General features: G+C 72.7%; 19 protein-coding genes and 3 tRNA genes. 12 read left to right on the plus strand and 10 right to left on the minus strand.

The annotated features are described in order from the left end of the window. Nucleotides 1-61: 61 nt before the first annotated feature. The 8 genes from FCH28_RS10155 to FCH28_RS10190 all read left to right on the plus strand — a co-directional run bounded on the left by FCH28_RS10155 (nucleotide 62) and on the right by FCH28_RS10190 (nucleotide 10,800). Entirely contained in the window at nucleotides 62-4,639 is a 4,578-nt protein-coding gene (locus FCH28_RS10155; protein WP_136739493.1) for an alpha-(1->3)-arabinofuranosyltransferase domain-containing protein, read from the plus strand. Beyond that, entirely contained in the window at nucleotides 4,636-6,150 is a 1,515-nt protein-coding gene (locus FCH28_RS10160) for a condensation protein (protein ID WP_136739494.1), read from the plus strand. The genes FCH28_RS10155 and FCH28_RS10160 overlap by 4 nt, the downstream gene beginning before the upstream one ends. Beyond that, complete coding sequence (locus FCH28_RS10165) at nucleotides 6,147-6,920, plus strand: class I SAM-dependent methyltransferase (RefSeq protein WP_136739495.1); 774 nt, start codon at nucleotides 6,147-6,149, stop codon at nucleotides 6,918-6,920. Before FCH28_RS10160 ends, FCH28_RS10165 begins: the two co-directional genes overlap by 4 nt. Before the next feature lie 4 nt (nucleotides 6,921-6,924). Next, nucleotides 6,925-7,917, plus strand: coding sequence for a DMT family transporter (locus FCH28_RS10170; protein WP_187363801.1), 993 nt, complete (start codon nucleotides 6,925-6,927; stop codon nucleotides 7,915-7,917). Next, the gene (locus FCH28_RS10175) at nucleotides 7,904-8,128 is read left to right on the plus strand and encodes a Trm112 family protein (protein ID WP_136739496.1); all 225 of its coding nucleotides are present in this window, start codon (nucleotides 7,904-7,906) and stop codon (nucleotides 8,126-8,128) included. Before FCH28_RS10170 ends, FCH28_RS10175 begins: the two co-directional genes overlap by 14 nt. Beyond that, nucleotides 8,125-8,934 (plus strand): FkbM family methyltransferase, encoded by an 810-nt coding sequence (locus tag FCH28_RS10180; protein WP_246102631.1) that lies wholly within the window; start codon nucleotides 8,125-8,127, stop codon nucleotides 8,932-8,934. The genes FCH28_RS10175 and FCH28_RS10180 overlap by 4 nt, the downstream gene beginning before the upstream one ends. Continuing rightward, nucleotides 8,918-9,550 carry a hypothetical protein gene (locus tag FCH28_RS10185; protein ID WP_136739497.1) on the plus strand — a complete coding sequence of 211 codons (633 nt, stop codon included), beginning with the start codon at nucleotides 8,918-8,920 and terminating at the stop codon, nucleotides 9,548-9,550. The genes FCH28_RS10180 and FCH28_RS10185 overlap by 17 nt, the downstream gene beginning before the upstream one ends. A 218-nt stretch (nucleotides 9,551-9,768) precedes the next feature. Then, nucleotides 9,769-10,800, plus strand: a complete 1,032-nt coding sequence (locus FCH28_RS10190) for a rod shape-determining protein (protein WP_136739498.1) — start codon at nucleotides 9,769-9,771, stop codon at nucleotides 10,798-10,800. Nucleotides 10,801-11,007: 207 nt separating this feature from the next. On the opposite strand, the gene FCH28_RS10195 is transcribed toward FCH28_RS10190, so the two are convergent. The 3 genes from FCH28_RS10195 to FCH28_RS10205 form a co-directional block, all read right to left on the minus strand. After that, the gene (locus tag FCH28_RS10195; protein WP_136739499.1) at nucleotides 11,008-11,604 is read right to left on the minus strand and encodes a histidine phosphatase family protein; all 597 of its coding nucleotides are present in this window, start codon (nucleotides 11,602-11,604) and stop codon (nucleotides 11,008-11,010) included. Next, nucleotides 11,605-11,988, minus strand: coding sequence for a thioredoxin (trxA, locus tag FCH28_RS10200; protein WP_136739500.1), 384 nt, complete (start codon nucleotides 11,986-11,988; stop codon nucleotides 11,605-11,607). It abuts the gene before it with no gap. A gap of 361 nt (nucleotides 11,989-12,349) precedes the next feature. Further along, nucleotides 12,350-12,718 carry a cupin domain-containing protein gene (locus FCH28_RS10205; protein WP_136739501.1) on the minus strand — a complete coding sequence of 123 codons (369 nt, stop codon included), beginning with the start codon at nucleotides 12,716-12,718 and terminating at the stop codon, nucleotides 12,350-12,352. Between the two features lie 217 nt (nucleotides 12,719-12,935). Here FCH28_RS10205 and FCH28_RS10210 point away from each other — a divergent pair, with 217 nt between their 5' ends. Together FCH28_RS10210 and FCH28_RS10215 are read left to right on the plus strand one after the other, a co-directional pair. Next, the gene (locus tag FCH28_RS10210) at nucleotides 12,936-13,724 is read left to right on the plus strand and encodes an oxygen-binding di-iron domain-containing protein (protein ID WP_136739502.1); all 789 of its coding nucleotides are present in this window, start codon (nucleotides 12,936-12,938) and stop codon (nucleotides 13,722-13,724) included. A gap of 232 nt (nucleotides 13,725-13,956) precedes the next feature. Then, nucleotides 13,957-14,832 (plus strand): glycosyltransferase family 2 protein, encoded by an 876-nt coding sequence (locus FCH28_RS10215; RefSeq protein ID WP_136739503.1) that lies wholly within the window; start codon nucleotides 13,957-13,959, stop codon nucleotides 14,830-14,832. Between the two features lie 261 nt (nucleotides 14,833-15,093). Here FCH28_RS10215 and FCH28_RS10220 read toward each other — a convergent pair. From FCH28_RS10220 to FCH28_RS10230, 3 genes are all read right to left on the minus strand, one after another. After that, nucleotides 15,094-15,167, minus strand: a tRNA-Ile gene (locus tag FCH28_RS10220). Between the two features lie 181 nt (nucleotides 15,168-15,348). Continuing rightward, nucleotides 15,349-15,421, minus strand: a tRNA-Asn gene (locus FCH28_RS10225). Nucleotides 15,422-15,426: 5 nt separating this feature from the next. Next, a tRNA-Asn gene (locus FCH28_RS10230) sits at nucleotides 15,427-15,499 on the minus strand. A 192-nt stretch (nucleotides 15,500-15,691) separates the two neighbouring features. Between FCH28_RS10230 and FCH28_RS10235 the strand changes: the two genes are divergently transcribed. Both FCH28_RS10235 and FCH28_RS10240 read left to right on the plus strand, forming a co-directional pair. After that, nucleotides 15,692-15,991, plus strand: coding sequence for a YtxH domain-containing protein (locus FCH28_RS10235; protein WP_136739504.1), 300 nt, complete (start codon nucleotides 15,692-15,694; stop codon nucleotides 15,989-15,991). Nucleotides 15,992-16,193: 202 nt separating this feature from the next. Further along, nucleotides 16,194-17,675: an FGGY family carbohydrate kinase gene (locus FCH28_RS10240; protein ID WP_169314114.1), complete on the plus strand. Its 1,482-nt coding sequence runs from the start codon at nucleotides 16,194-16,196 to the stop codon at nucleotides 17,673-17,675. A 23-nt stretch (nucleotides 17,676-17,698) separates the two neighbouring features. On the opposite strand, the gene FCH28_RS10245 is transcribed toward FCH28_RS10240, so the two are convergent. The 4 genes from FCH28_RS10245 to FCH28_RS10260 all read right to left on the minus strand — a co-directional run bounded on the left by FCH28_RS10245 (nucleotide 17,699) and on the right by FCH28_RS10260 (nucleotide 23,431). Next, on the minus strand, nucleotides 17,699-18,982 hold the full coding sequence (locus tag FCH28_RS10245) for an RNA polymerase sigma factor (RefSeq protein WP_136739505.1): 1,284 nt from the start codon (nucleotides 18,980-18,982) through the stop codon (nucleotides 17,699-17,701). 130 nt (nucleotides 18,983-19,112) lie between these two features. After that, nucleotides 19,113-21,053, minus strand: a complete 1,941-nt coding sequence (dnaG, locus tag FCH28_RS10250; protein ID WP_136739506.1) for a DNA primase — start codon at nucleotides 21,051-21,053, stop codon at nucleotides 19,113-19,115. Nucleotides 21,054-21,151: 98 nt separating this feature from the next. Beyond that, nucleotides 21,152-22,159 (minus strand): threo-3-hydroxy-L-aspartate ammonia-lyase, encoded by a 1,008-nt coding sequence (locus tag FCH28_RS10255; RefSeq protein WP_136739507.1) that lies wholly within the window; start codon nucleotides 22,157-22,159, stop codon nucleotides 21,152-21,154. A 9-nt stretch (nucleotides 22,160-22,168) separates the two neighbouring features. Next, complete coding sequence (locus FCH28_RS10260) at nucleotides 22,169-23,431, minus strand: NAD(P)/FAD-dependent oxidoreductase (protein ID WP_136739508.1); 1,263 nt, start codon at nucleotides 23,429-23,431, stop codon at nucleotides 22,169-22,171. Nucleotides 23,432-23,454: the final 23 nt, after the last annotated feature.

Genomic DNA, 23,454 nt, shown 5'->3' on the forward strand with positions numbered 1-23,454 from the left:
CCTGGATGCCGACACGGAACCGTCCCCCCGGCCGGCCGCCCCTCGTCCCCCGGCGGTTGTCATGACCCAGACCCTCGAGATGTCCATGTCCCCGGGATCGCCCGACACCGGGGGCAGCCCCACACCCTCACCGGCCCCACCACCCGGCCACCCGCGGGGCAGGCGCTGGCTGTTCGGGTTCTGGGTGCTCGCCCTGGTGGGCTTTCTGGCCCCCTCACCAGGGAAGATGACGTTCGAGACCAAGCTGGGCGCGACCAGTGACCCCTGGCGGTTCCTCGGTGACCTCGGGCAGTTGTGGCACGACCGGGCCGGCTTCGGCGGGATCGCCGACCAGTACGTCGGCTATGCCTTCCCGACGCTCCCCTATTACGGCCTGACGGATCTGGCGCAGCTGCCCATCTGGCTGGCCGAGCGGCTGTGGATGTCGCTGATCGTGACCGCCGCGTTCTGGGGCGCGCTGCGGCTGGCCGAACGGCTGCGGTTCGGCACCCCGCCGTCCCGGCTGCTGGCGGCCGCCTGCTACGCCCTGTGGCCCACGTTCACCATCGTCATCGGCTCCACCTCCGCCGCCGCGCTGCCCGGCGCGATGCTGCCCTGGGTCCTGCTGCCACTGACGAACGCGCAGGTCAGCGCCCGTATCGCGGCCACCCGCTCGGCGCTGCTGATCCCCTTCATGGGCGGCGTCAACGCGGCCTCGACACTGGCGTCCCTGTTACCCGTCGGCCTCTACCTGCTCTCCCGTACCGGGCCGCGCCGCCCGAAGCTGCTCGCCTGGTGGATCCCCGGTGTGCTGCTGGCCACCGCCTGGTGGGTGGTGCCGCTCCTGCTGCTGGGCATCCACGGTGAGAACTTCATGCCGTTCGTCGAGCAGGCCGACACCACCACCGGCACCATGTCCGCCACCGAGCTGCTGCGCGGCGCCGGCAACTGGGTCGGCTATCTCCACTTCGGCGAGCCCTGGCTGCCGGCCGGCTGGACCATGACCGGCAACGCTTTCGCGGTGCTGGGCTCGGCGCTGGCCGCCGCGCTCGGCCTGGCCGGGCTGGCCCGCCGCGATCTGCCCGAGCGGCGCTGGCTGCTGCTGACCGTCCTGGCCGTGGCGCTGATCGCGCTGGCCGGATACGGCGGCGAGCTGGGCGGCCCCCTGCACGGTCTCTGGCAGGACTGGCTGAACGGCTGGCTGCGGCCGTTCCGCAACATCTACAAATTCACCCCCGGGCTCGCGCTGGCGCTCACCCTCGGCCTGGCGCATCTCCTCCAGGTCGCCGCCGAACGCCGCGGCACCCGGCGGATTCCGGCCCGCCGCCGGCTCCCCCTGCTGACCGCCCTATTGGTGCTGCCCGCCCTTGCCCTGCCCTTCCTGACCGGCAGCATCCTCCAGCCCGGGGCCTTCCCCAAGCTGCCCGGCTACTGGGAACAGACCGCCGGCTGGCTCAAGACCCACACCCCCGACAGTCGCGCCCTGGTCGTCCCGGCCACCGCGCACGGCATCTACACCTGGGGCTCGCCCATCGACGAACCCCTGGACGTCCTCGCCGAATCCCCCTGGGCACAGCGCGACTTCGTCCCGTTCGGCACGCCGGGCGCCCGCCGCGCCCTGGACGCCGTCGAGCAGGCCCTGCTGACCGGCGCGCAAGTCCCCGGCCTGCGCGACTACTTGGGCCGGGCCGGCATCCATGACGTGGTCGTACGCAACGACCTCGACCCGGACCAGATCGGCTATGTCCCGCCGCAGACCGTCAAACGCACCCTGGAGGCGTCCGGCTACCGCAAGGCCGCCGCCTTCGGGCCGCTGACCACCGGCGGCAGGATCCCCGCCGAGGCACCGCTGCAGATCCAGGGCCTCTATCCGCGCCAGCGCTCGGTCGAGATCTACGAGCCCCGTGACACCCCGGCGCCAGGCCCGGTCACCGCCAGGGCCGTCGCGGACACCGCGCAGCTCAGCGGCGGCCCGGAAGCGCTGCTCCAGCTGTCCGCCGACCCGGCGCTGCGCCACCGCCCCACCGTCCTGACCGGCGACAACCACCCCGGCATCGGCACCCCGCCGCTCCAGCTGACCGCCGACGGCCTGCGCCGCACCGACACCCGCTTCGGCCTGGTCAACAGCAACACGTCCTTCACGTACACGGCCGACGAGACCAACCACCCCGACAGCGTCCAGGACCCCGGCCGGCCGCCCCGGCAGATCCTGCCCACCTCCGGTATCGAGCACCAGACCACGGCGGTACTCCGCGGCGCCCGTTCCGTCACCGCCTCCACCAGCGGCAACTGGCTCTTCCACCTGCCGCAGTACGACCCGGTGAACGCCTTCGACGGCAACCCGGACACCGCCTGGGCGGAGGGCAGCGCCGGCGACCCCGTAGGCCAGTGGACGCAGATCACCTTCGGCCGGCCCACCTCCCTCCCTTCCACGATCTCCCTCACACCGCTCCCGGGTGACGGTCTGCGGGCGGCCCCGACCTCCGTACGGATCGAGACCGACCGGGGCAGTGCCGAGAGCCCGCTCCGGCCTGACGGCAGCGCGCAACGGGTCAAGGCGCCGGCCGGGACCGCGAAATGGCTCAAGGTCACGATCCTCGGCTCCCAGACACCCCGTGCGGGACTCTCCGGAGCGGGCTTCTCCGAAATCTCCGTGCCGGGTGTGCAGGTCACCCGTCTTCTTCAACTCCCCGCGGACGCAGGGAATTCCGACTCCGCCGCCGAGATCTTCTCCCTGCACCGCGGCAGCGACCCCGGCGGCCTGTCGCCGGTCTCCGCCGAGACCGGGCTGCACCGCCAGTTCCGTACGAACCGGAGCGGGTCCTATGCGATCTCCGGGCAGGCGCTGGCCGTCCCCGGGCCCGAACTCGACCGGCTCCTGGACCGGATCGCGCCCGAGCAGAAGGACCGGATCACCGCCACCGCCGACTCCACCAGCTTCGGCTTCGGGCAGTCGCTCAGCCCCCGCAACCTCGTCGACGGCGATCTGACCACCGCCTGGATCGCGGGCGACCGGCCCACGCTCCATCTGCGCTGGCCCGGCAAGAAGAAGATCGACCAGATCGTGCTGGCCGCGGCCGGCGGGATCTCCACCCGGCCCGAACAGATCCTGATCAACTCGCCCGACGGGGCGGCCACCGCCGGCGTCGACGAGAACGGCCAGGCCCGCTTCGACCCGATCACCACCGACCGCCTCGACATCACCATCAGCAAGGTCAAACCGCTGACCCTGCACAACCCCGTCGCCGGGCAGGCCCTCCAACTGCCGGTCGGTCTCAGCGAGGTCTACCTCCCGGCACTGGACAGCTATCGCACCCCGCGGCCGGCGGCCGGCGAACGCTTCTCGGTCGGCTGCGGACAGGGCCCGATGCTCGCGGTCGACGGCGTCCTGCACGCGACGAAGGCGTCCGGCCACATCCGGGACCTCACCGAACGCCGCCCGATCGACGTGCGGTTGTGCGCCGGCGAGGCTCGCGACGGCCGTCTGGAACTGCCGTCCGGGCGGCACCGGGTGGAGGCCGGCGACCAGGGGCCGCTGGCGCTCACGGATGTGACGTTGCGGAAGGGGGAGGCGGCCGCGGGCACGCCGGAGGGCTCGTCCACCGCCTCGGCCGCGGTGCGCACCGTCACCGCCGAGAAGTGGTCGGGCGATCACCGCACCGTCGACGTCGGCGCGGGCAAGGCCGCCTATCTCCAGATGTACGAGAACGCCAACGACGGCTGGCGGGCCACCCTCGACGGCCAGGAACTGACGCCACTCCGGCTGGACGGCTGGCAGCAGGCGTTCCTCGTTCCGGCGGGCGCCGGGGGCACCGTGGAGCTGTCCTACGAACCGGCCGCCGCCTACGACCTGGGCCTGATCGGCGGCGCCCTGGGCCTCGCGCTGCTGGTCGTCTCCGTGCTGGTCCGACGCGCTCCGCGGACGCCGCCGCCGGCCGCGCAGGCCCCGCCGGCCCCGTCCTGGGTGCTGGGCGGGCTCGCGCTCACCGCGGTGGTGGCGATGGCGGCGGGTCCGTACGCGCTGGTCGTGGTGCCGCTGGCGCTGCTGGCCCGCTTCCGGCGGGATCTGCTGGTGCCGCTCGCCCTGCTGGCCATGCTGGGCGCGGGTGTCACGGCGGCCCTCGGCGCGGGCGAGCCGGCCGCCGCCGACAAGGGCGCGTTCAGCGGCGCCGCCCAGGCGCTGGCGTTGCTGGCGTTCGCGGCGGCGGTGGTGACCGTGCCGGTGCGCGACCGGTCGGTGGGCCGGGCGGCCGGCGCGGGCGGGCCGCTGGCGGCCGGTTCGGCTGCCCCGTCGCCGTGGCCCGGTGCGGACCGACCGGCGGGGGCGCCCGGCCCGGCCGGCCCGCCGCCGTCATCCGGTCCGTACGCGCCTCCGCCACCCCCGCCGCCGCTGCCGCGCCGCCATCGGGGCGGGCCGGGGCGCGGGGCGCGAAACGGCGGCCAGGCCAGGCCGGGCCCGTCGACCGAGGCAGGGCGGCCGATCGTGGCCCGGGGGCGGACCCCGTCGGGTGGCCCCGACTGGGCAGACCGACGACGTCCGGGCGGCGCAGAGCGTCCGCCCGGCGACGGCCCGGCCCGTATGGAGGACGACGGCACCGCGCGCCCACAGGACGAGGGCCCGGCCCGCCCGGAGGACAACGGGGAGGACCCCATCCGATGACCGCCCTGCAACCGGCCCGGCACGAACCCTCCGGCGGCCCGCCGGGCGTCCCGGCACGCGCACCCGCCGTCGCCCGCGTCCCCTTCCCCGTGGTCGATGAGATCGCCCGGCACTGCCTCCAGGACGACGAGCCGGAGACCGTCCACATCGAGGTGCACCTGCCGGGCCGGGTGGATCACGCGCGGCTGCGCGCCGCCTTCCACCAGGCGCTCGTCCGGCACCCCCGCATCCTGATGCGCCAGGCGCCGGTGCAACGGTGGCGCCGCCGCTACGAGTGGGAGCTCACCGCCGCCCCGGATGTGGACCCGGTCGCCTTCCCACCACCGGGCCCCGACGCCCTCGCACGGGCCCGGGAACGCGCGCTCGCCGACTGCCCTCCCCTGGACGCGTCGCCGCCCGTCCGCCTGGAGGTGATCGAGCAACCGGTGGCGGCCGACGGCGGCGCGGCCACCACCGTCCTCCTCCTCACCATCAACCACACCGCGCTGGACGGACCGGCCTGCCTCCGGGTGCTGGCCACCGCCGCCGAGTTGTACGGCGGCGCGGACAACTCCCCGGCCCCGCCGCCCGTACGCGCCCCCGAACCCCGTACGGACCGGACCCCGCCCGATGACGCGGCGAGCCCCGGGGTCGGCCTCACCCGCCCGGCCCGCCTCGCCCCCGACCACCGGGCCGCCACCAGCACCGGCCTCACCCGCGGCCGCGACGGCACGGGCAGCACGGGCACCGACACCAGCAACGGCAACGGCAACGGCAACGGCATGCTGATCGTCGAGCTTCCCGTGCCCGCCCGGCCGCCGCGCGTCGACGGCCAGGCGCCCTACACCGTGAACGATCAACTCCTCGTCGCCACCTGCCTGATGGTCGCCCGCTGGAACCGGTCGCACGGCCACAGCACCTCCCCCGTCGTCGTCACCATGCCCGTCGACGACCGTCCGCGCGGCACCGAAATGCCCATCGGCAACGGCACCCGGCTGGTCTCGGTCGGCTTCCGCCCCGAGGAACGCCAGGACGCCGACCTGCTCACCGCCGACCCGCCCGACCCCGAAGCGGTGGCCAGACTGCTGCGCCGTACGGCCGCCCGAACCCGGGCCCTCAAATCCGCGCCCGGCTCCCAACTCGGCCTCGCCGGAACCCTGTTGACCGCGCCCGTGCTGCCCGTCGGGCTGCGCCGCACGCTCACCCGTGCGCTGCGTACCGCCGCCGCGCCCTGGACGTCCACCACCCTCCTCTCCAATATCGGCCGTATCCCCTATCCACTGGATTTCGGCGACGCGGGCCGCCCGACCGCGGTGTGGTTCTCCGCCCCGGCCAGGATGCCACGCGGCCTGACCGTCACCACCGTCTCCGTCGGCGGCCGCATCCAGCTCGCGCTGCGCTGGTCGCACGCCCTCCTGGACGATGCCGCCGGCGCCCGGCTGGGCGCCCTCTTCGAGAGCTCCCTCGCCGCCACCGCCTGGGCCCCGCCCCCCACCCCGCCCGCACTCCGGGCCGAAGGAGGCCCCCGATGACCCGCCCCCCGACCGCCCCTCCGTCCCCCGGTGTCACTCCGCCCCCCACCGGACTGCGCGACTTCTACGAGAACCCCGCCGTGCCGGTCGCCTCGGGCGCCGCCCGCAGCCGACGACAGGCGCTGCTGCTGGCCCGCGCCCTGGGCCCGGTACGCACCGGGACGCCGGCCGCGACCATCCTGGACATCGGCTGCGGCGACGGCACAGCGGCCGCCACCGCGGCAGGTGTCCTCGCCGGCCACCGGCTGGTCGGCGTCGACTGGTCGCAGGACGCGCTGCGCCGCGCCGCGACCCGCATTCCCTATGCGGTACGCGGCGAACTGACCGACGGCGGGCTGCCGTTCGCGACCGGTTCCGCGGACGCCGTCCTCTTCAGCGAGGTCGTCGAGCATCTCGTCGACCCCGACGCGGCCCTGGACGAACTGCGCCGGGTGCTGCGCCCCGGCGGCCATCTGATGCTCTCCACCCCCAATCTCGCCGCCTGGTACAACCGCGGACTTCTGCTCGCCGGAGTCCAGCCCGTCTTCTCGGAGGTGAGCATGCGCCGCATCCACGGCCGGCCCGGCACCCAGGTCGTCGGCCATCTGCGCCTCTACACCGCCCGCGCGCTGCGCGGCTTTCTCACCGCGTCCGGCTTCGACGTCCTACGGATCGCCGGCGCGCCGTACCACGATGTGCCGCGCCCGCTGCGGCCCCTGGACCGCGCCGCCTGCCATGTCCCGTCGCTGGCCTCCATCCTGCTCGCCCATGCCCGCCGGAGAAGGGAGTAGGGCGATGCTGTGGTGGGGCGTGGCGGCCGCGCTGCTCGCCAACGTCCTTTACAGCACCGGCTTCGTGCTGGAGAAGCGCGCGCTCTCCGCGCTGCCCGCACTCAGCACCCGGCAGCCCGCCCGGGTCGTCCGCCACCTCCTCGGCAGTCCGCTGTGGCTCGGCGGCTCGCTCGCCCTGGCCGCCGGTTTCGCCGCCCAACTCGCCGTCTACCGCACCCTCCCCATCGCCGCCGCCCAGGGCATCTTCGTCTCGGGTCTGGTCCTGCTGCTGCTCCTCTCCTCGGCGGTGCTCGGTGAGCGGACCAGCGGCCGGGAGCGGCAGAGCATCGTGGCGATCCTTGTCGCGCTGGTGCTGGTCGTCGCCTCCCTCCAGGGCGACGACACACAGGCCATCGCCCGTACCGCACCACCCGCGACACTGCTCGCCATCGCCCTTCCGTCGCTGGCCGCGGGGCTGCTGCTGTACGGCTCGGCGGAGCGCCGGGCCAGACGCCGCCACCGCCTGCCGACCGCGGGCGTCCCCTACGGGGTGGCCGTCGGCCTGCTCTACGGCGTCAGCTCACTCGCCATCAAGGGCGTCTCCGGCCTGCTCACCACCCGCGACATCCCGGGCGCCATGGCCGAACTCCTCCGCTCGCCCTACCCCTATCTCCTCCTGTTCACCGGCGCCACCGGCCTGGTGCTGTCCCAGACCGCCCTGCAACGCTGCCGCGCCTCCGTCATCGTCCCCGTCTGCTCCACCGTCACCTGTGTCTTCACCGTCGCCTGCGGCACCGTCGCGTTCGGCGAACCGCTGCCGGCCGAACCCGTACGGCTGGCACTGCGGCTGGGCGGCACCGCCGTCGCCCTGTCCGTCCTCCTCGCACTCCCCCGCCACGACACCCCGGCGCCTCGCCCCACGCCGCTTCCGGCGCCCGCCCCCGAATCCACCCCCGACCCCGACGCGTCACCTGAACCCCCTTCCCCCATAACGGAGTTGAGCCATGAAGCCCGATGACCCGCTGCTGAAGATCCTCGCCTGCCCGCTCGACAAGGGCCCGCTGTCCCTCCTCGCCCCCGACGACGTCCTCTACAACCCCCGGCTGCACCGCCGCTATCCGATCCTCGACGGCATCCCCCAACTCCTCCCCTCCTCCGGCGAACAGGTCACCGACGCCGAACACGAACGTCTGCTGCGCCGCCTCACGGACCAGGAGACACCGTCGTGACGCTCGCCGCCCGGCTCGGCCCGCGGCTGCCGGCCCGGCTGGTGTCGGCGATGGCGGCCGGGCTCTATCCGCGGTTCGAACCGGAGCTGCGGCGGCTGGCCGACTTCTGCCCGCCGGGCGGCACCGCCGTCGACGTCGGCGGGTGGTACGGCCCCTGGACCCGGCGGCTGGCTCGGCGCGCGGACCGCGTCGTCACCATCGAGCCGGTCCCCCATCTCGCCCGGCTGCTCTCCTCCGTCACCCCTGCGCATGTCGAAGTCGTCTCCGCCGCGGCCACCGATCACGCCGGCCGCACCACCCTCTGGCTGCCCCCGGACGGCCGCGGCGACCGCGGGGTCTCCTCGCTCGTACGCCGCGAACTGCACGGCACCGCCCTCGACGTGCCCTGCCTGCCCCTCGACGCCCTCGGACTGACGTCGGTCACCCTCATCAAGATCGACGTGGACGGCGGGGAGCTCGCGGTGCTGCGCGGCGCGGCGGACCTCATCGAACGCGAACACCCGGCGCTCTTCGTCGAGTTGGAGACCCGCATCCAGCCGCTCCGGCCCGTACTGGACTGGACGGCCGCCCGCGGCTATCGCGGCTGGGTCCTGCCGCACGACCACTGGACCCCACTGGCCGACTTCGATCTGTCCGCTCATCAGTCCCGCACCTCCCATGTCGCCGAACACGGGCTGCTGCGCCGCTCCCTCGCGCCGCACCGCCGCTACGTCAATTCCGTCCTCTTCCTCCCCGACGGCGACCGTCCCGGATCTCCCGCGACCCCCACCGTCCACGACCATGTCCATCATGAACCCCACCACTGACAATGACCCGCCCACCGGCCCCGGCACCCCCTCCGACCTGCCAGGACCGGTCGCCTTCCAGCTCGTCCTGCTGCGTCGCATGGCCGACCACCAGCCCGGCCTCGTCGAGGACGCGCTGCGCGAACTGGGTGTCTCCCGCGCCGAGATGCGCGAGGCCAACCGCCGCTGGCAGGCCCGGATGCACGCCCCGCGGGCGCAGAGCGTCCAGCCCTACCGCGCGCTGCTCGGCACCCCCGAGACCGTCACCACCCGGCGCCTCGGCGACCTGACCTGCCAGGCCCTGACCTGGCACGTCCCCCTCTGGCCGGATCTGCGCTTCGAGGTGCTCACCGCACCCCGGGGCAACGTCTGGAACGCCTGGCTCGTACGGGCACCCGGCGCCGCCGCCCCCGCCCTCCGTACGACCGCCGACCTCGCGCCCTGGTCCTGCACCGTCGACGAGGTCGCCCGCGCCTTCGCCCCGGCCCGCCCGATGGAGGGCAGCGCACCCACCCGCTGGTGCCTGGCCTGCACAGCGCCCGATCCCGACGGCGAGCCCCACGACATCATCGCGGAGTTCACCTGGGGCCTGTTCCAACGGCGGGTGGACCGGGCGTCCGAGCCGCGCGCGAACTGAACCTTCCGGCGCGGCGGACCCCATACCCCGACGACCTGCGGAGGTATCGCCGGATGGGCCGATCGGCGCACCTGTCCGCCCTGGCCCGCCGTACCCCGACTGGCCCTCCCCAGCAGGCAGCTGACGTGCCACGACCCCAGGATGGCGGACAAGTGGTCACGTGCGAATGGTCACGTGCGAGTGCTCCATCCATACCAGCGCCTTGGGAGGAATCACCCATGACCATCAGCCTGGCCCACCTTCGGCGCTGCTCCACCGCCGTCGACCTGGGCGCGGCCCGGACCAGGGTGTATGTCAAGAACCAGGGGTTGGTCGTCGATGCGCCGACGGTGGCGGCGGTCAATATCCGCACCGGCGCGATGCTGGCCGTCGGCGACCAGGCCGAGTTGATGGACGGCCGCACACCCGACTACATCCGCGTGGTGCGCCCGGTCTCCGGCGGCACCATCGTGGACATCGACATGGCCCAGCGGCTGCTGCGCCACCTGGTCGGCGACAAGCTGCGCAAGAGCTGGCGGCGCCGGCGCTCGATGCGGGCCGCGGTCTGTCTCCCGTACGGCAGCCAGCCACTCTCCCAGCGGGCCGCGGTGGAGACGCTCACCGGCCTCGGCGCCCGCCAGGTCGAACTGGTCGACACCCTGATCGCGGCCGCCGTCGGCTGCGGGCTCCCGGTGGAGCACCCCGAGGCGACCATGATCGTGGTGTGCGGCGCCGGAACCACGCAGGTCGCGGTGCTCTCACTCGGTTCGATCGTGGCCGCCGAGACCGTCCCCGTAGGCGGCAATGCCATCGATCACGCGGTCATCCAGCATCTGCGGCTGCACCACGAGCTGATGCTGCCGGGCCGCGGCGTACGCCCGCTGCATCTGCTGCTGTCCACCACCGGCGGGCTCGCCCAGGGCTCGACCGAGGTGCACGGCCGGGACCTGCACAGCGGGCAGGCCCGCTCCGTGAACGTCGACGCCGAGCGGGTACGGCATGCCATCGCCACGCCCCTGACCTCGATCCTCGACGGCATCGGGGCGGTGCTCCGCCGCTGCCCGCCGGACCTGGTGGCCGACCTCGGGGAGCGCGGCATCATGCTCGCGGGCGGCAGCGCCCTGATCCCGGGCCTGGAGACGATGATCAATCAGGCGACCACCATGCCGGTGCATATCGCGGACCGCCCCGGCACCTGCGCCGTACAGGGACTGGGCGCCATGATCGAGGGCAAGGTCCAGCCGCTGCACCTCGATCCGATGGCCCCTTAGGGGACGTTCGAACAGATCCCCTAGGGGATGCGAGGCCCCCTTGCAGGGCCACAACGTGCGGACGACGGGTCGCATTCCCGATTGACGGGGCGTATTCCCGATTCCCGTGGCCCACGACGGCCCCGTTGGCCCACCGCGACTCCCGCCCGGCGCCCCGACCCCGGCACACCGGCCCCCGGCGTCCCAGCCCCCGCCCCGCCTCTCCCCTCACACGCTCCGGGCGTTCCATGCGACCACCGCGGGCCGGCCGTGCTCGGTTCCCAGGACGCCGACCGCCCCGGTGGTGAACGTGAACAGCCCGCCCGCGGTGGCCGGCAGCCCGAGCCTGCGGGCGGTCAGCACCCGCAGAAAGTGCGCATGCGCCACCAGGGCCACATCGCCCTCGTCGGCATCAAGCTCGGGCACGATCCGCGCCAGCACATGGTCGGCGCGGGCCCCGACCTGCTCGGGCGACTCCCCCGGGTGCGCGTCGGGCCCGGGGGGCACGCCGTCGGTGAACAGATACCAGCCGGGCCTGGAGCGCTGGATCTCCGCAGTGGTGACGCCCTCGTAGCCGCCGTAATCCCATTCCCGCAGGTCGGCGTCGATCTCCGGCCGTGCGAGACCGGCCAGCTCGGCGGTGCGCAGGGCCCGCGCCATCGGGCTGGCGTACACCCGCCCGATCTTCCTGCCGGACAGCAGCGGCCGCAGCGCGCGGGCCTGCTCCTCACCCGCCGCGGTGAGCGGCAGGTCGGTCCAGCTGGTGTGCTGTCCCGCACGGCTCCACTCGGTTTCGCCGTGCCGGATCAGCAGCAGCTCACTCACTCACTCGCCCTGCGCCTGCCCGCTCTGCTGGGCCTCGGCGACCGAGGCGCGGACCTCGTCCATGTCCAGACCGCGGGCCTGGCCGATGACGTCCTCCAGGGCGGCCTCCGGCAGCGCGCCCGGCTGTGCGAACACCGCGATGTTGTCGCGGACGATCATCAGGGTCGGGATGGACTGGATCTGGAACGCCGACGCCAGCTCGGGCTGCGCCTCCGTGTCGACCTTGGCGAAGACGAGGTCGTCGTGCTTGTCGGAGGACCGCTCGAAGACCGGGCCGAACTGCTTGCAGGGGCCGCACCACTCGGCCCAGAAGTCGATCAGGACGAAATCGTTGCCGGAAACGATCTCGTCGAAGTTGTCCTTGGTGAGCTCAACCGTGCTCATGCTTCCCTGCTTCCGGTCTGTCGTCGGTTCCCGTAAGGGGTCCAGCTGCGGTAACCAGCACATCTCGTGCCGTATTCCGCATCGCATGCCGGACCGTCCCGCTCCCCTGCCCACCGAACGCCGTCCTAGACATACGAATCCGCGTGTGCCGCGACATACGAATCGACGCCCGGCGGCCACCCGGAGTCACCACGGCCGACCTTCCGCATTCCGGAAGCGCTGTCCCGCACAACGGCAGAGGGTCCCGCTCCCGCACGACGCCAGAGGGTCCCGCACCCGCACAACCGCCGAGGTCCCGCACACGGCAGAGGCCGACGATGACCGTCGGCCTCGAACCTTCGCTGGTCCTCACTCCGGACGTCTACGACCCACCCTTCGCCTTGCCGTACTCGGTGGCCATGGCCCCGGCGAAGTCGTACAGGATGACCTGCTCGTCCCCGACGACCCAGGCGTCATGCCCCGGAGAGACGACGAAGACGTCGCCGGGACCCGCCTCGGTCTCCGCGCCGTCGTCCATCCTGATGCGCATCCGGCCCTGGACCACGTAGCCGTTGTGGTGGACCTCGCAGCTGTCCGTCGCGACGAGCGGGCGCAGCGACTCCGACCAGCGCCAGCCGGGCTCGAAAGTGGCCACGGCGAAGTCCAGTCCGGTGAGGTGCAGGGCTTCGAGATGGCCTAGGGGAAAGTCCCGCCGCTCATCCGGCTTGTCGATCGTTTTGACTTCCAACATCAGGGATTCCTCCTACCGGATTCCCACCCCCGGTTTCCCACCCCCTGGCCCTTCCATGGTGCGCCGCACGGCAGCGGGCGGCCACCGCGCGCGCCCCGCCCCATCAGGCCGCGCCGGGCAACCGGCCCCACCAGGGAAGAGGCCGTCTCACCGGGAAAGACCCGGGTCCCGGATCTACCATGGGCAGGGGGTAGGGGGGCTGGAAGGACGTGCTGTCATGGAGACATCCGTCGATGAGATAGCCGAGGGCATCTACCGGATATCCACCTTCGTTCCCGAGATCGCGCAGCCCGCGGGGTTCACGTTCAACCAATTCCTGGTCGACGCGGAGGAGCCGCTGCTCTTCCACACGGGCATGCGGTCGCTCTTCCCCGCCGTCTCGGAAGCCGTCGGCCGGGTGGTGCCGCTGGAGCGGCTGCGCTGGCTGACCTTCGGACATGTCGAGGCGGACGAATGCGGCGCGATGAACCAGTTCCTGGCCGCCGCCCCGCACGCCGAGGTGGCGCACGGCATGCTCGGCTGCCTGGTGTCCATCAACGACCTGGCCGACCGCCCGCCACGCCCGATGGCCGACGGCGAGACGCTCGACCTCGGCGGCAAGAAGGTGCGCCGCCGCGTCCGGAACCTCAACACCCCGCATGTGCCGCACAATTGGGAAGCCCGGGTGCTGTACGAGGAGACCACCCGCACACTCCTCTGCGGTGACCTCTTCACCCACGTGGGCAACGGGCCCCCGGTCACCGAGGACGACCTCGTCGATGTCGCCCTGGAAGCCGAGGAAATGTTCCGTCAGACCTCCTGCCTGACCGCGGCGGTCGAGACGATGCGCTCGCTCGCCGACCTCGCACCGCAGACGCTGGCCGTCATGCACGGCTCCTCGTTCCGCGGCGACTGCGCGGGCGCGCTGCGCTCCCTGGCCGACGGGCTCGCGGTGCGCTTCAGCCCCGAGGCGGAATTCGTCGCCCGCCCGAGCATCCTGTCCGGCGGAGAGGCCACGGAGTCCTGAGGCCTACGGAGTCCTGACGCCCAAGGAGTCCTGACGCCTTGGCGGGCCGTGACGGCAGTCCCGCGATGCCAGACCCGTGACGGCAGTCCCGTGACGCCGGCCCCATGACGTCTGACGCCCCGACAACGCCCGTCGCGATGACGCACCTGCACCCCCGTACGGGACAAATCGGCGCTCTTCGCTCCCCGACGGCTAGCATCGCCACCACTCACCAAGAACGGAGCCTTCATCTGTGGGTCATCTGCGCGTAGGTGTCGCCATCTTGACCATGGGGAGCCGCCCCGCCGAGCTCCAGGCGCTGCTCGACTCGGTCGCCAAGCAGGACCTCCCGGCAGCCCGGATCGTGGTCGTCGGGAACGGTTCACCGCTGCCCCCCTTGCCGGACGGCACGACGGGCATCGAGCTGACCGAGAATCTCGGGGTCTCCGGTGGCCGGAACGTGGCACTGGACGAGCTGCGCAAACACGGAGACGTGGACGTGGTGGTCGACCTCGACGACGACGGACTGCTGATCAGCGCGGACGTCTTCAGCCGACTGGAAGAACTCTACGAGCGCGACCCCCAGTTGGGGATCGTCAGCTTCCGTATCGCGGACGAACGGGGACGCACCCAGCGGCGGCACGTCCCCCGGCTGCGCGTCGGCGACCCCGCGCGGGGCGGCCTCGTGACGACGTTCCTCGGCGGCGGCCACGCACTGTCGATGGCGATGCTGGACAGAATCGGCGGCTGGCCGGACGAGTTCTTCTACGCGCACGAGGAGACCGACCTCGCATGGCGCGCCCTGGACGACGGCTGGCGGGTCCGCTACGAGCCGAAGATCATCCTCCAGCACCCGTGGACCTCGCCCACCCGGCACGCGGTCTACCACCGCATGGTCGCCAGAAACCGGGTGTGGCTGGCGAAGCGGCATCTCCCCGCTGTTCTGGTGCCCGTCTATCTCGGCACCTGGGCGGTGCTGACGGCCGCCCGGAGCCGGTCGGCGGCGGGGCTGCGGGCCTGGGCCGGCGGCTTCGCCGAAGGCGTCCGCACACCGTGCGGCCGCCGGAAGCCGATGCGCTGGCGCACCGTGTGGCGGATGACGCGGCTGGGGCGCCCGCCGGTGATCTAGAGCCGGTCCCGGCCGTCCGCCGGTGATCTGGACCTGGTCCCGGCCATCCGCCGGGGCCGTCCGCCGAGGACATGGCCGAAGCCCCCGGAAACGCGCCTCCGAGGCCGCGTACGCAGGGGATGTTCCCGCCACCGGCACAGCCGCCAGCTGTCCCCGTCCGACGGCGGGAGAACGGCAAGAGAAGGGCCGCCATGGTCTCCATGGCGGCCCTTGATCCTTCTCTTCGCCTGGTCAGATCGTTTCTGCACTACCAGGCTGCGGTGGGGCAGGTGGGACTCGAACCCACGGCCGACGGATTATGAGTCCGCTGCTCTAACCGGCTGAGCTACTGCCCCCTCCACGGCGCGCCGCGCACATTTGTGCGCGCCGTCTGCCGCAGCATAGCCGCTCATACGATCTGTTGCCCGTGAGGACCGTCGTCGCGCGACGATGCACGTCCAAGAGGACTTGGATCACCGGGGGTTCGGTTCCACGGGACAAGAAAAAGGACCCCTTCCGGGGTCCTCGTTCCTTCTGCTCCCCCGACTGGACTCGAACCAGTAACCCTCCGGTTAACAGCCGAATGCTCTGCCAATTGAGCTACAGGGGATTGAGCTCCCCCGACTGGACTCGAACCAGTAACCTGCCGGTTAACAGCCGGCTGCTCTGCCAATTGAGCTACAGGGGATTGCTCTGTGTGCCTCGAATGCGCTGCTGTCCGGGCTTCCGGACGGCGCGCGCTCGCTGCGACACATACATTAGCGCAAGCAGGGGGGTGCTCCGCCAATCGGTATCGCCTCAGGTCACCTCTGGTGATCTCCGGCCCCGGAGGGTAGGCGCACGGCACGGAGCGAGACCGACGAGAGGGAAGGGTGGAGCCATGCGCTACCGGCTCACGTTCATCGCGGGACTGGCCGTCGGCTACGTGCTCGGCACGCGGGCCGGCCGGGAGCGGTACGAGCAGCTGCGCAAGAGCGCCCAGCGGGTGGCGCAGAACCCCACCGTCCGCAACAGCGTCGAGTCCGTCTCGCTGACCGGGCGCGAGGCCGCGACCAAGGCGTTCGGGGCGGTTTCGGCCAAGGTCGGCGACCGGCTGCCGGAGTCCGTCAGCGGCCGGGTCCGGTCGCTGCGGGAGCAGCGCGCCAACGAGGACGACGACTGGGGCACCAGCAACACGTGAGCCGCGCCGGCGGTCCGTTCCCGCAGGTCCGCTCACGTCCGAGCCAGCGGCCCGCTCCCACCCGACCCAGCAGCCTGCTCCCACCCGACCCACCGGCCTGCTCCCACCCGGCCCACCCGGCGTCCACGAGTTTTCCGACGCGCCGTCTCCGGGCAAACCCTGACTCTCCTCTTATGCGTCTCATGGGGCATCATCTGGGGCCATGGGGAAAGTCGCCGGGTTGGACAGTTCGTCCGAGAGCACACGAATCGTCGTCTGCGATGCGGACACGGGTGCCGTCATCAGGCAGGGGTACGCGCCGCACCCCATCGAGAAGGGGCCGGAAGCCGATCCGCAGGCCTGGCTGATGTCGCTCGGTGAGGCGGCCGGCGGCGGGCTGCTCGAAGGGGTGCAGGCGATCGGCGTCGCGGCGCAGCAGGACGGTCTGGTGCCGCTGGACGCCGACGGCAATCTCGTACGGCCCGCGCTGGTCGGCAACGACAAGCGGGCGCAGAGCGCGGCCGCGGATCTGATCGACTCGCTGGGCGGTCGGAGCGCCTGGGCGCAGGCCGTCGGGGCGGTGCCGCAGGCGACGCATCCGGTGACGAAGATGCGCTGGCTGGCACGTACGGAGCCGGCGAACGCGGCCCGGATCGCGGAGGTCATGCAGCCGCACGACTGGCTGGCGTGGCAGCTGCTGGGACGGCCGGCGCGGCGTACGACGGACCGTGGCGGCGCCTCGGCGACCGGGTTCTGGTCGGCGGCGGCCGGGTCGTACCGGCCGGATCTGGTGGAACTGGCGCTGGGCCATCAGGTGCGGCTGCCGGAGGTGCTGGGCCCGTCGGGGACGGCCGGTTTCACGCCTGAGGGGCTGCTGATCTCCGCCGGTACGGGCCAGACGATGGCGGCCGTCTTCGGGCTGGGCGTCGGGGAGGGCGACGCGGTGGTGTCGCTGGGCGCCTCGGGGTCCGTCTTCGGGATCCATCACGAGGCGCTGGCCGACCCGACGGGCACCATCACCTCGTTCGCCGACGCGACGGGCCGGCATCTGCCGGTGGTGTACACGAGCAACGCGGTGCGGGTGCTGCGCGGTACGGCGGAGATGCTCGGGACGGATCTGGAGGGGCTGTCCGCGCTGGCGCTGAAGTCGTCGCCGGGCGCGTACGGCATGGTGCTGCTGCCGTATCTGGAGGGCGAGCGGACGCCGAACCTGCCGCACACCGCGGGGTCGTTGCACGGGATGCGGCGGGAGAGCATGAAGCCGGAGCATCTGGCGCGGGCGGCCGTGGAGGGCATGCTCTGCGGGCTCGCGGACGCGCTGGATGTGCTGCGCGGGCGGGGTGTGGCGGTGCGCCGGGTGTTCCTGCTGGGTGCGGCGGCGGAGCTGGGCGCGGTGCAGGCGGCGGCGCCGGGGCTGTTCGGGGTGCAGGTCGTGGTGCCGCAGCCGGCGGAGTACGCGGCGCTGGGCGCGGCACGGCAGGCCGCGTGGGCGCTGGGCGTGGCGCATGGCACGCTCACCCCGGCCGCCGGCGCGGGCGCCGGGCCGGGTGGCGGATCCGCGTGGGTCGATCCGCCCCGGTGGCCGGCGGCCGCGAGCCAGGTCTTCGAGCCGGGCGAGGAACTCCCGGTCGGGCAGGCCGTGCGCCAGCAGTATGTGACGGTGCGGGACGAGGCCTATCCGGGGGTGTTCCGGCGGGAGGCGTGACGGGCCGGGGCACGGCCCCCGGCTCAGTCCAGATAGCCCCTGAGCTGGTCGGCGAAGGCGTGATCGCGGAGTTTGTTGAGGGTCTTGGACTCGATCTGGCGGATGCGTTCGCGGGTCACGCCGAAGATCCGGCCGATCTCCTCCAGGGTGCGGGGGCGGCCGTCGGCCAGGCCGTAGCGGAGCTGGACGACCTTGCGTTCGCGTTCGCCGAGGGTGGACAGGACCGCGTCGAGGTGTTCGCGGAGCAGCAGGAACGCGGCGGATTCGGCGGGTGAGGCGGCGTCGCCGTCCTCGATGAGATCGCCGAGCGCGACGTCGTCCTCCTCGCCGACGGGCGCGTGCAGGGAGACCGGCTCCTGGGCGAGCCGCAGCACCTCGCTGACGCGTTCCTCGGTGAGGTCGAGGTGGGCGGCGACTTCCTGAGGCGTCGGTTCGTAGCCCCGCTCCTGGAGCATCCGGCGCTGGACGCGGACCACGCGGTTGATCAGCTCGACGACGTGGACCGGGACGCGGATGGTGCGGGCCTGGTCGGCGAGGGCGCGGGACATGGCCTGGCGGATCCACCAGGTGGCGTAGGTGGAGAACTTGTAGCCGCGGGCGTAGTCGAACTTCTCGACGGCGCGGATCAGTCCGAGGTTTCCCTCCTGGACGAGGTCGAGCATGGTCAGGCCGCGGCCGACGTAGCGCTTGGCGACGGAGACGACCAGGCGCAGGTTGGCTTCGATGAGACGACGCTTGGCCATCCGGCCCAGGACCACCAACTTGTCGAGATCCACGGCGAGTTGGGAGGCGAGGTCGGGGGTGCTGGTGAGCTTCTCCTCGGCGAAGAGCCCGGCTTCGACGCGGCGTGCGAGCTCGACTTCCTCGGCGGCGGACAGCAGCGGGATCCGGCCGATCTCGCGGAGGTACTGGCGGAAGAGATCGGAGGACGGGCCGCCGGTTTCGGGGCGGGGCGGCGGCTGGAGGGTGATCTCCTCGGTGAGCGTCCCGGAGAGCTTCTCGACGGCGGGCGGTTCGGCCTGCTGCGGCACGGTGACCGGCTCCAGGGCCGGCTCGGACGAGGGGGCGCGGACCATGGCCTGGTCGCGGACGGCGGGCTCGGGCGGGGCCGTCACGGGGAGGGCCGGCGCGTCGGGGAGGGTCTGGGTCTGCACGGGGGCGACCTCCAGGGTGATCGCGGCTGAGGCGGCAGAAAGGTCGGGAACGGCCGCGGCCGAGCCGCTGTCCGTCCCGTACGTCACGAGCGGTTCCGCGGGGGATTCACGGTCGGTGGGACCGGACCCGCCGCGCTCCGAGGACTCAGGCACCGCTCCTCAGTGTGGGGTACGACACACTCCCGCCACGAGGGGCGTGCGACCACTTTTTGAGTCCGGTCCGTGACCGGGCGGCTACGGCGGGGTGGGGAGAGGGGTGGTGCGCCGTGTGCGGTGGTGCGCCTCAGAGCGCCGCGTAGCCCCGTTCGCGGAGGGACTGGCCGTACTGCTGGAGGACCCAGAGTTCGTTCTGGACTGCGGCGAGGTGCTCGGGGTCGGCGCTGGGGCCGAGGCGCTGGAGGGTGCCGCGGATTTCGGATACCCGCTGGTTGACGGCGGCGAGGCGGACGGCGACCAACTGGACGCCGGCGTAGGCCTCGTCGGGCTCGCGGCGGGTGTGCAGCGGCTCGACGGTGAGCTCGGTGACCATGGCGCGGACGGTGTCGTCGGGGGCGGCGTCGCGGACCCGGGGGACGTAGCCGTTGTCGGCGGCGCCGGCCGTGGTGCCGCCGGCGTCCTCGATGCACTGGCGGACGACGGCGTAGGGCGGGGCGGTGAACTCGTCGGCGCCGTAGGCGTCGAAGGCCGGGGAGACCAGGTCGGGGCGCTGGAGGGCGAGCTTGAGGAGCTCCCGCTCGACGCGGTGGGCGGGGCTGCGGAGGTTGAGGGCGGGGCCCCCATGTCGCAGCGGCCCGGGCGCGGGGCGGGCCTGCTCGGGCGCGGGGGCCTGGTCGCGGTGCTGCCGGCGGCGCTGGCCGGTGCCGTCGGCGGCGCCGCCGTCGCGGCCGCGCTCACGGGCCCATCGGGCGAGCTGGGCGACGCGCTTGACCACGAACTGGGTGTCCAGGATGCCGAGCATGCCGGCCAGCTGGACGGCGGATTCGTGCTGGATGGAGCTGTTCTTGATGTTCGCGACGATGGGCGCCGCCTCGTCGAGGGCGGCGGCGCGGCCGACGGTCGTGTCGAGGTTGTGCTGGGAGACGACATGGCGCAGCGCGAACTCGAAGAGCGGGGTGCGGGACTCGACGAGGCCGGCGACGGCCTCATCGCCGTTGGCGAGGCGCAGGTCGCAGGGGTCCATGCCGCCGGGGGTGATGGCGATGGAGGTTTCGGCGGCGAACTTCTGGTCGTCCTCGAAGGCGCGCAGGGCGGCCTTCTGGCCGGCGGCGTCGCCGTCGAAGGTGAAGACGACCTCGGAGCGGGCGTTGTCCATCAGGAGACGGCGGAGGATCTTGATGTGGCCCTCGCCGAACGACGTGCCACAGGTGGCGATGGCGGTGGTGACGCCGGCGAGATGGCAGGCCATGACGTCCGTGTAGCCCTCGACGACCACCGCGCGACTGGTCCTGGCGATCTCCTTCTTGGCGAGGTCGATGCCGTAGAGGACCTGGGACTTGCGGTAGATGGGGGTCTCGGGGGTGTTGAGGTACTTGGGGCCGTTGTCGTCGTCGCGGAGCTTGCGGGCGCCGAAGCCGACGACCTCGCCGGCGATATCGCGGATCGGCCACATCAGGCGGCCGCGGAACCGGTCGATGGGCTTGCCGCTGCGGCTGTCCTGGGCGAGGCCGGAGAGGATCAGCTCCTTGTCGCTGAAGCCGCGGCCGCGCAGGAAGCGGGTGAGGTGGTCCCAGCCGGCCGGGCTGTAGCCGACGCCGAAGTGCTCGGCGGCGCTCTGGTCGAAGCCGCGCCCGGCGAGGAACTTGCGGGCGATCTCGGCCTCGGGGCTGTCCAGCTGGTCGATGTAGAACTGCGCGGCGGCCTTGTGGGCCTCCACCAGGCGGGTGCGCTCGCCCTGCTGGCGGCCGGGGGTGTAGCCGCCCTCCTCGTAGCGCAGGGTGATGCCGGCCTGGGAGGCGAGGCGCTCGATGGTCTCGGCGAAGGAGAGATGGTCGATCTTCATGACGAAGTCGACGGTGTCGCCGCCCTCCTGGCAGCCGAAGCAGTGGTAGAGCCCCTTGGCGGGGCTCACGTGGAACGACGGGGACTTCTCGTCGTGGAAGGGGCACAGGCCCTTGAGGTTGCCGCCGCCGGCGTTGCGGAGCTGGAGGTATTCGGACACGACGGCGTCGATCGGGACCGCGTCCCGGACCGCCTTCACGTCGTCATCGTTGATCCGTCCTGCCACGCGTGAATTCTACGGCCGGGGTCGGACACTCCCCGCCGCGCGTACGCCCGCGCGGTGCGGACCGCCGTCCCCGGCACTCCGCCCAGCGGCTCCGGGCCTCAGCCCAGCAGCTCCAAGAAACGATCCAGGCCGATGTTGCCGCCGGAGATGATCACGCCGATCGCGGCTGGCAGCGGGTCGATACGGCCGGCCAGGAGGGCGGCCAGGGCGCTGGCCCCACTCGGTTCGGTGACGATCTTCAGACGTTCGAAGGCGAGCTTCATGGCGGCGCAGATTTCGGCGTCGCTGACCAGCACGACGGAGTCGACGAGCTTCTGGTTGATGGCGAAGGGCAGCTCGCCGGGTGTCTCGACGGCCTGGCCGTCGGCGATGGTGCGCGGGACGGGGATGGTGACGCGATGGCCGGCGGCCAGCGACCGCCGGGTGTCGTCGCCCGCCTCCGGCTCGACGCCGATCATGCGGATGCCGGGGACGAGGGCGGTGGCGGCGATGGCCGCCCCCGCCATCAGCCCGCCGCCGCCGACCGGCACCAGCAGCGCGTCCAGCGGGCCGGTCTCCTCGATCAGCTCCAGGGTCGCGGTGCCCTGCCCGGCGATGATGTGCGGGTGGTCGTAGGGCGGGATCAGGGCCAGGCCGCGTTCCTCCGCGAGCCGCCGGCTGATGGCGGTGCGATCGCCGGTGTAGCGGTCGTAGGTGACGATCTCGGCGCCGTATCCGGCGGTGGCGTCGATCTTGGACTGCGGGGAGTCCTCGGGCATCACGATGACGGCGTGGCTGCCCAGCTCCCGGGCGGCGAGCGCGACACCCTGGGCGTGGTTGCCGGAGGAGTACGCGACGACGCCACGCGCCAGCTGCTCCGGCGAGAGCCGGGAGAGGGCGTTGTAGGCGCCGCGGAACTTGAACGCCCCCATGCGCTGGAAGTTCTCGCACTTGAGGAAGACCTCGGCGCCGACCAGCGCGTCGAGGGTGCGGGAGCGCAGCACGGGCGTGCGGTGTGCCACGCCGCTCAGGCGCCGGGCGGCGTCCCGGACGTCGTCGAGGGTGACGTCCGGGACACTCACATCGGAGCCGGTGGGGCCGGTGTGACTGCTGGGGCTGTCCGTCATACCCGCACGCTACGGGAGCAGCGACTCCAGCGGTACCTCCGGATCGGCCAGTGTGTCGGCGTCCAACGGCCGCCCGGCGCGGATGAGTTGCTGGAGGGGCTCGGCGACGTCCCAGATGTTGACGTTCATGGCGGCGAGCGGCCGGCCCTCGGCGAGCCAGAAGGCGATGAACTCCCGCTTGCCGACGTCGCCGCGGCAGACGACCTGGTCGTAGCTGCCGGGCGGGGCGTAGCCCGAGTACTCCATGCCGACGTCGTACTGGTCGGAGAAGAAGTACGGGACGCGGTCGTGGCTGACCGGCCGGCCGAGCATGGCGCGGGCGGCGGCCGGGCCGCCGTTGAGGGCGTTGGCCCAGTGCTCGACGCGCAGTCGGGTGTCCAGATACGGATGCTCGGCGGCGGCCACGTCACCGGCGGCGTAGATGTGCGGGTCGGAGGTGCGCAGCGAGGCGTCCACCGCGATGCCGCCGCCGTCGAAGCGGTCGACCAGCGCCAGGCCGGCCTGTTCGGCGAGGGCGGTGCGCGGCGCGGCCCCGATCGCGGCGAGCACGTCGTGGGCGGGGTGTTCCTCGCCGTCGTCGGTGCGCACCGCGAGCACCATGCCGTCCTGCCCGACGATCTCGTTGAAGCGGGCACCGAAGTGGAAGCGGACCCCGTGTTCGCGGTGCAGGTCGGTGAACATGGCGCCCAGTTCGGGGCCCAGCACGTGGTACAGCGGCGTCGGCTCGGGTTCGACGACGGTGACCTCGGCGCCGTAGGAGCGGGCCGCGGCGGCGACTTCGAGGCCGATCCAGCCGGCGCCGGCGATGACGAGATGGCCGTTGTCGCGGCCGAGGGAGGTCAGTACGCCGCGCAGCCGTTCGGCGTGCGCGAGGCGGCGCAGGTGGTGGACGCCGGCCAGACCGGTGCCGGGGATGTCCAGCCGGCGCGGTTCGGCGCCGGTGGCCAGCAGCAGCTTGTCGTAGGCGATGAGGGTGCCGTCGCCGAGGCGTACGGTCCTGGCCACGGGGTCGAGGTGGACGGCGGGCTGGCCGAGGTGGAGCTCGATGTCCTTGCGGGCGTACCAGGAGGGTTCGTGGACGAAGACGCTGTCCCGCTCCTCCTTGCCGAGCAGGTACCCCTTGGACAACGGGGGGCGCTCGTAGGGGTGGTCGCGCTCGTCGCAGATCAGGATCACCCGGCCGGTGAAGCCTTCCGCGCGGAGCGTCTCGGCGGCTTTCGCCCCGGCCAGGCCACCCCCGACGATGACGAACGTCTGGTGTGCGTCGACCACTTGCTTCCTCCTCGTTGCGGTGC

This window comes from Streptomyces piniterrae (genome assembly GCF_005048155.1).
GTDB classification, from domain to species: Bacteria; Actinomycetota; Actinomycetes; order Streptomycetales; family Streptomycetaceae; genus Streptomyces; species Streptomyces piniterrae.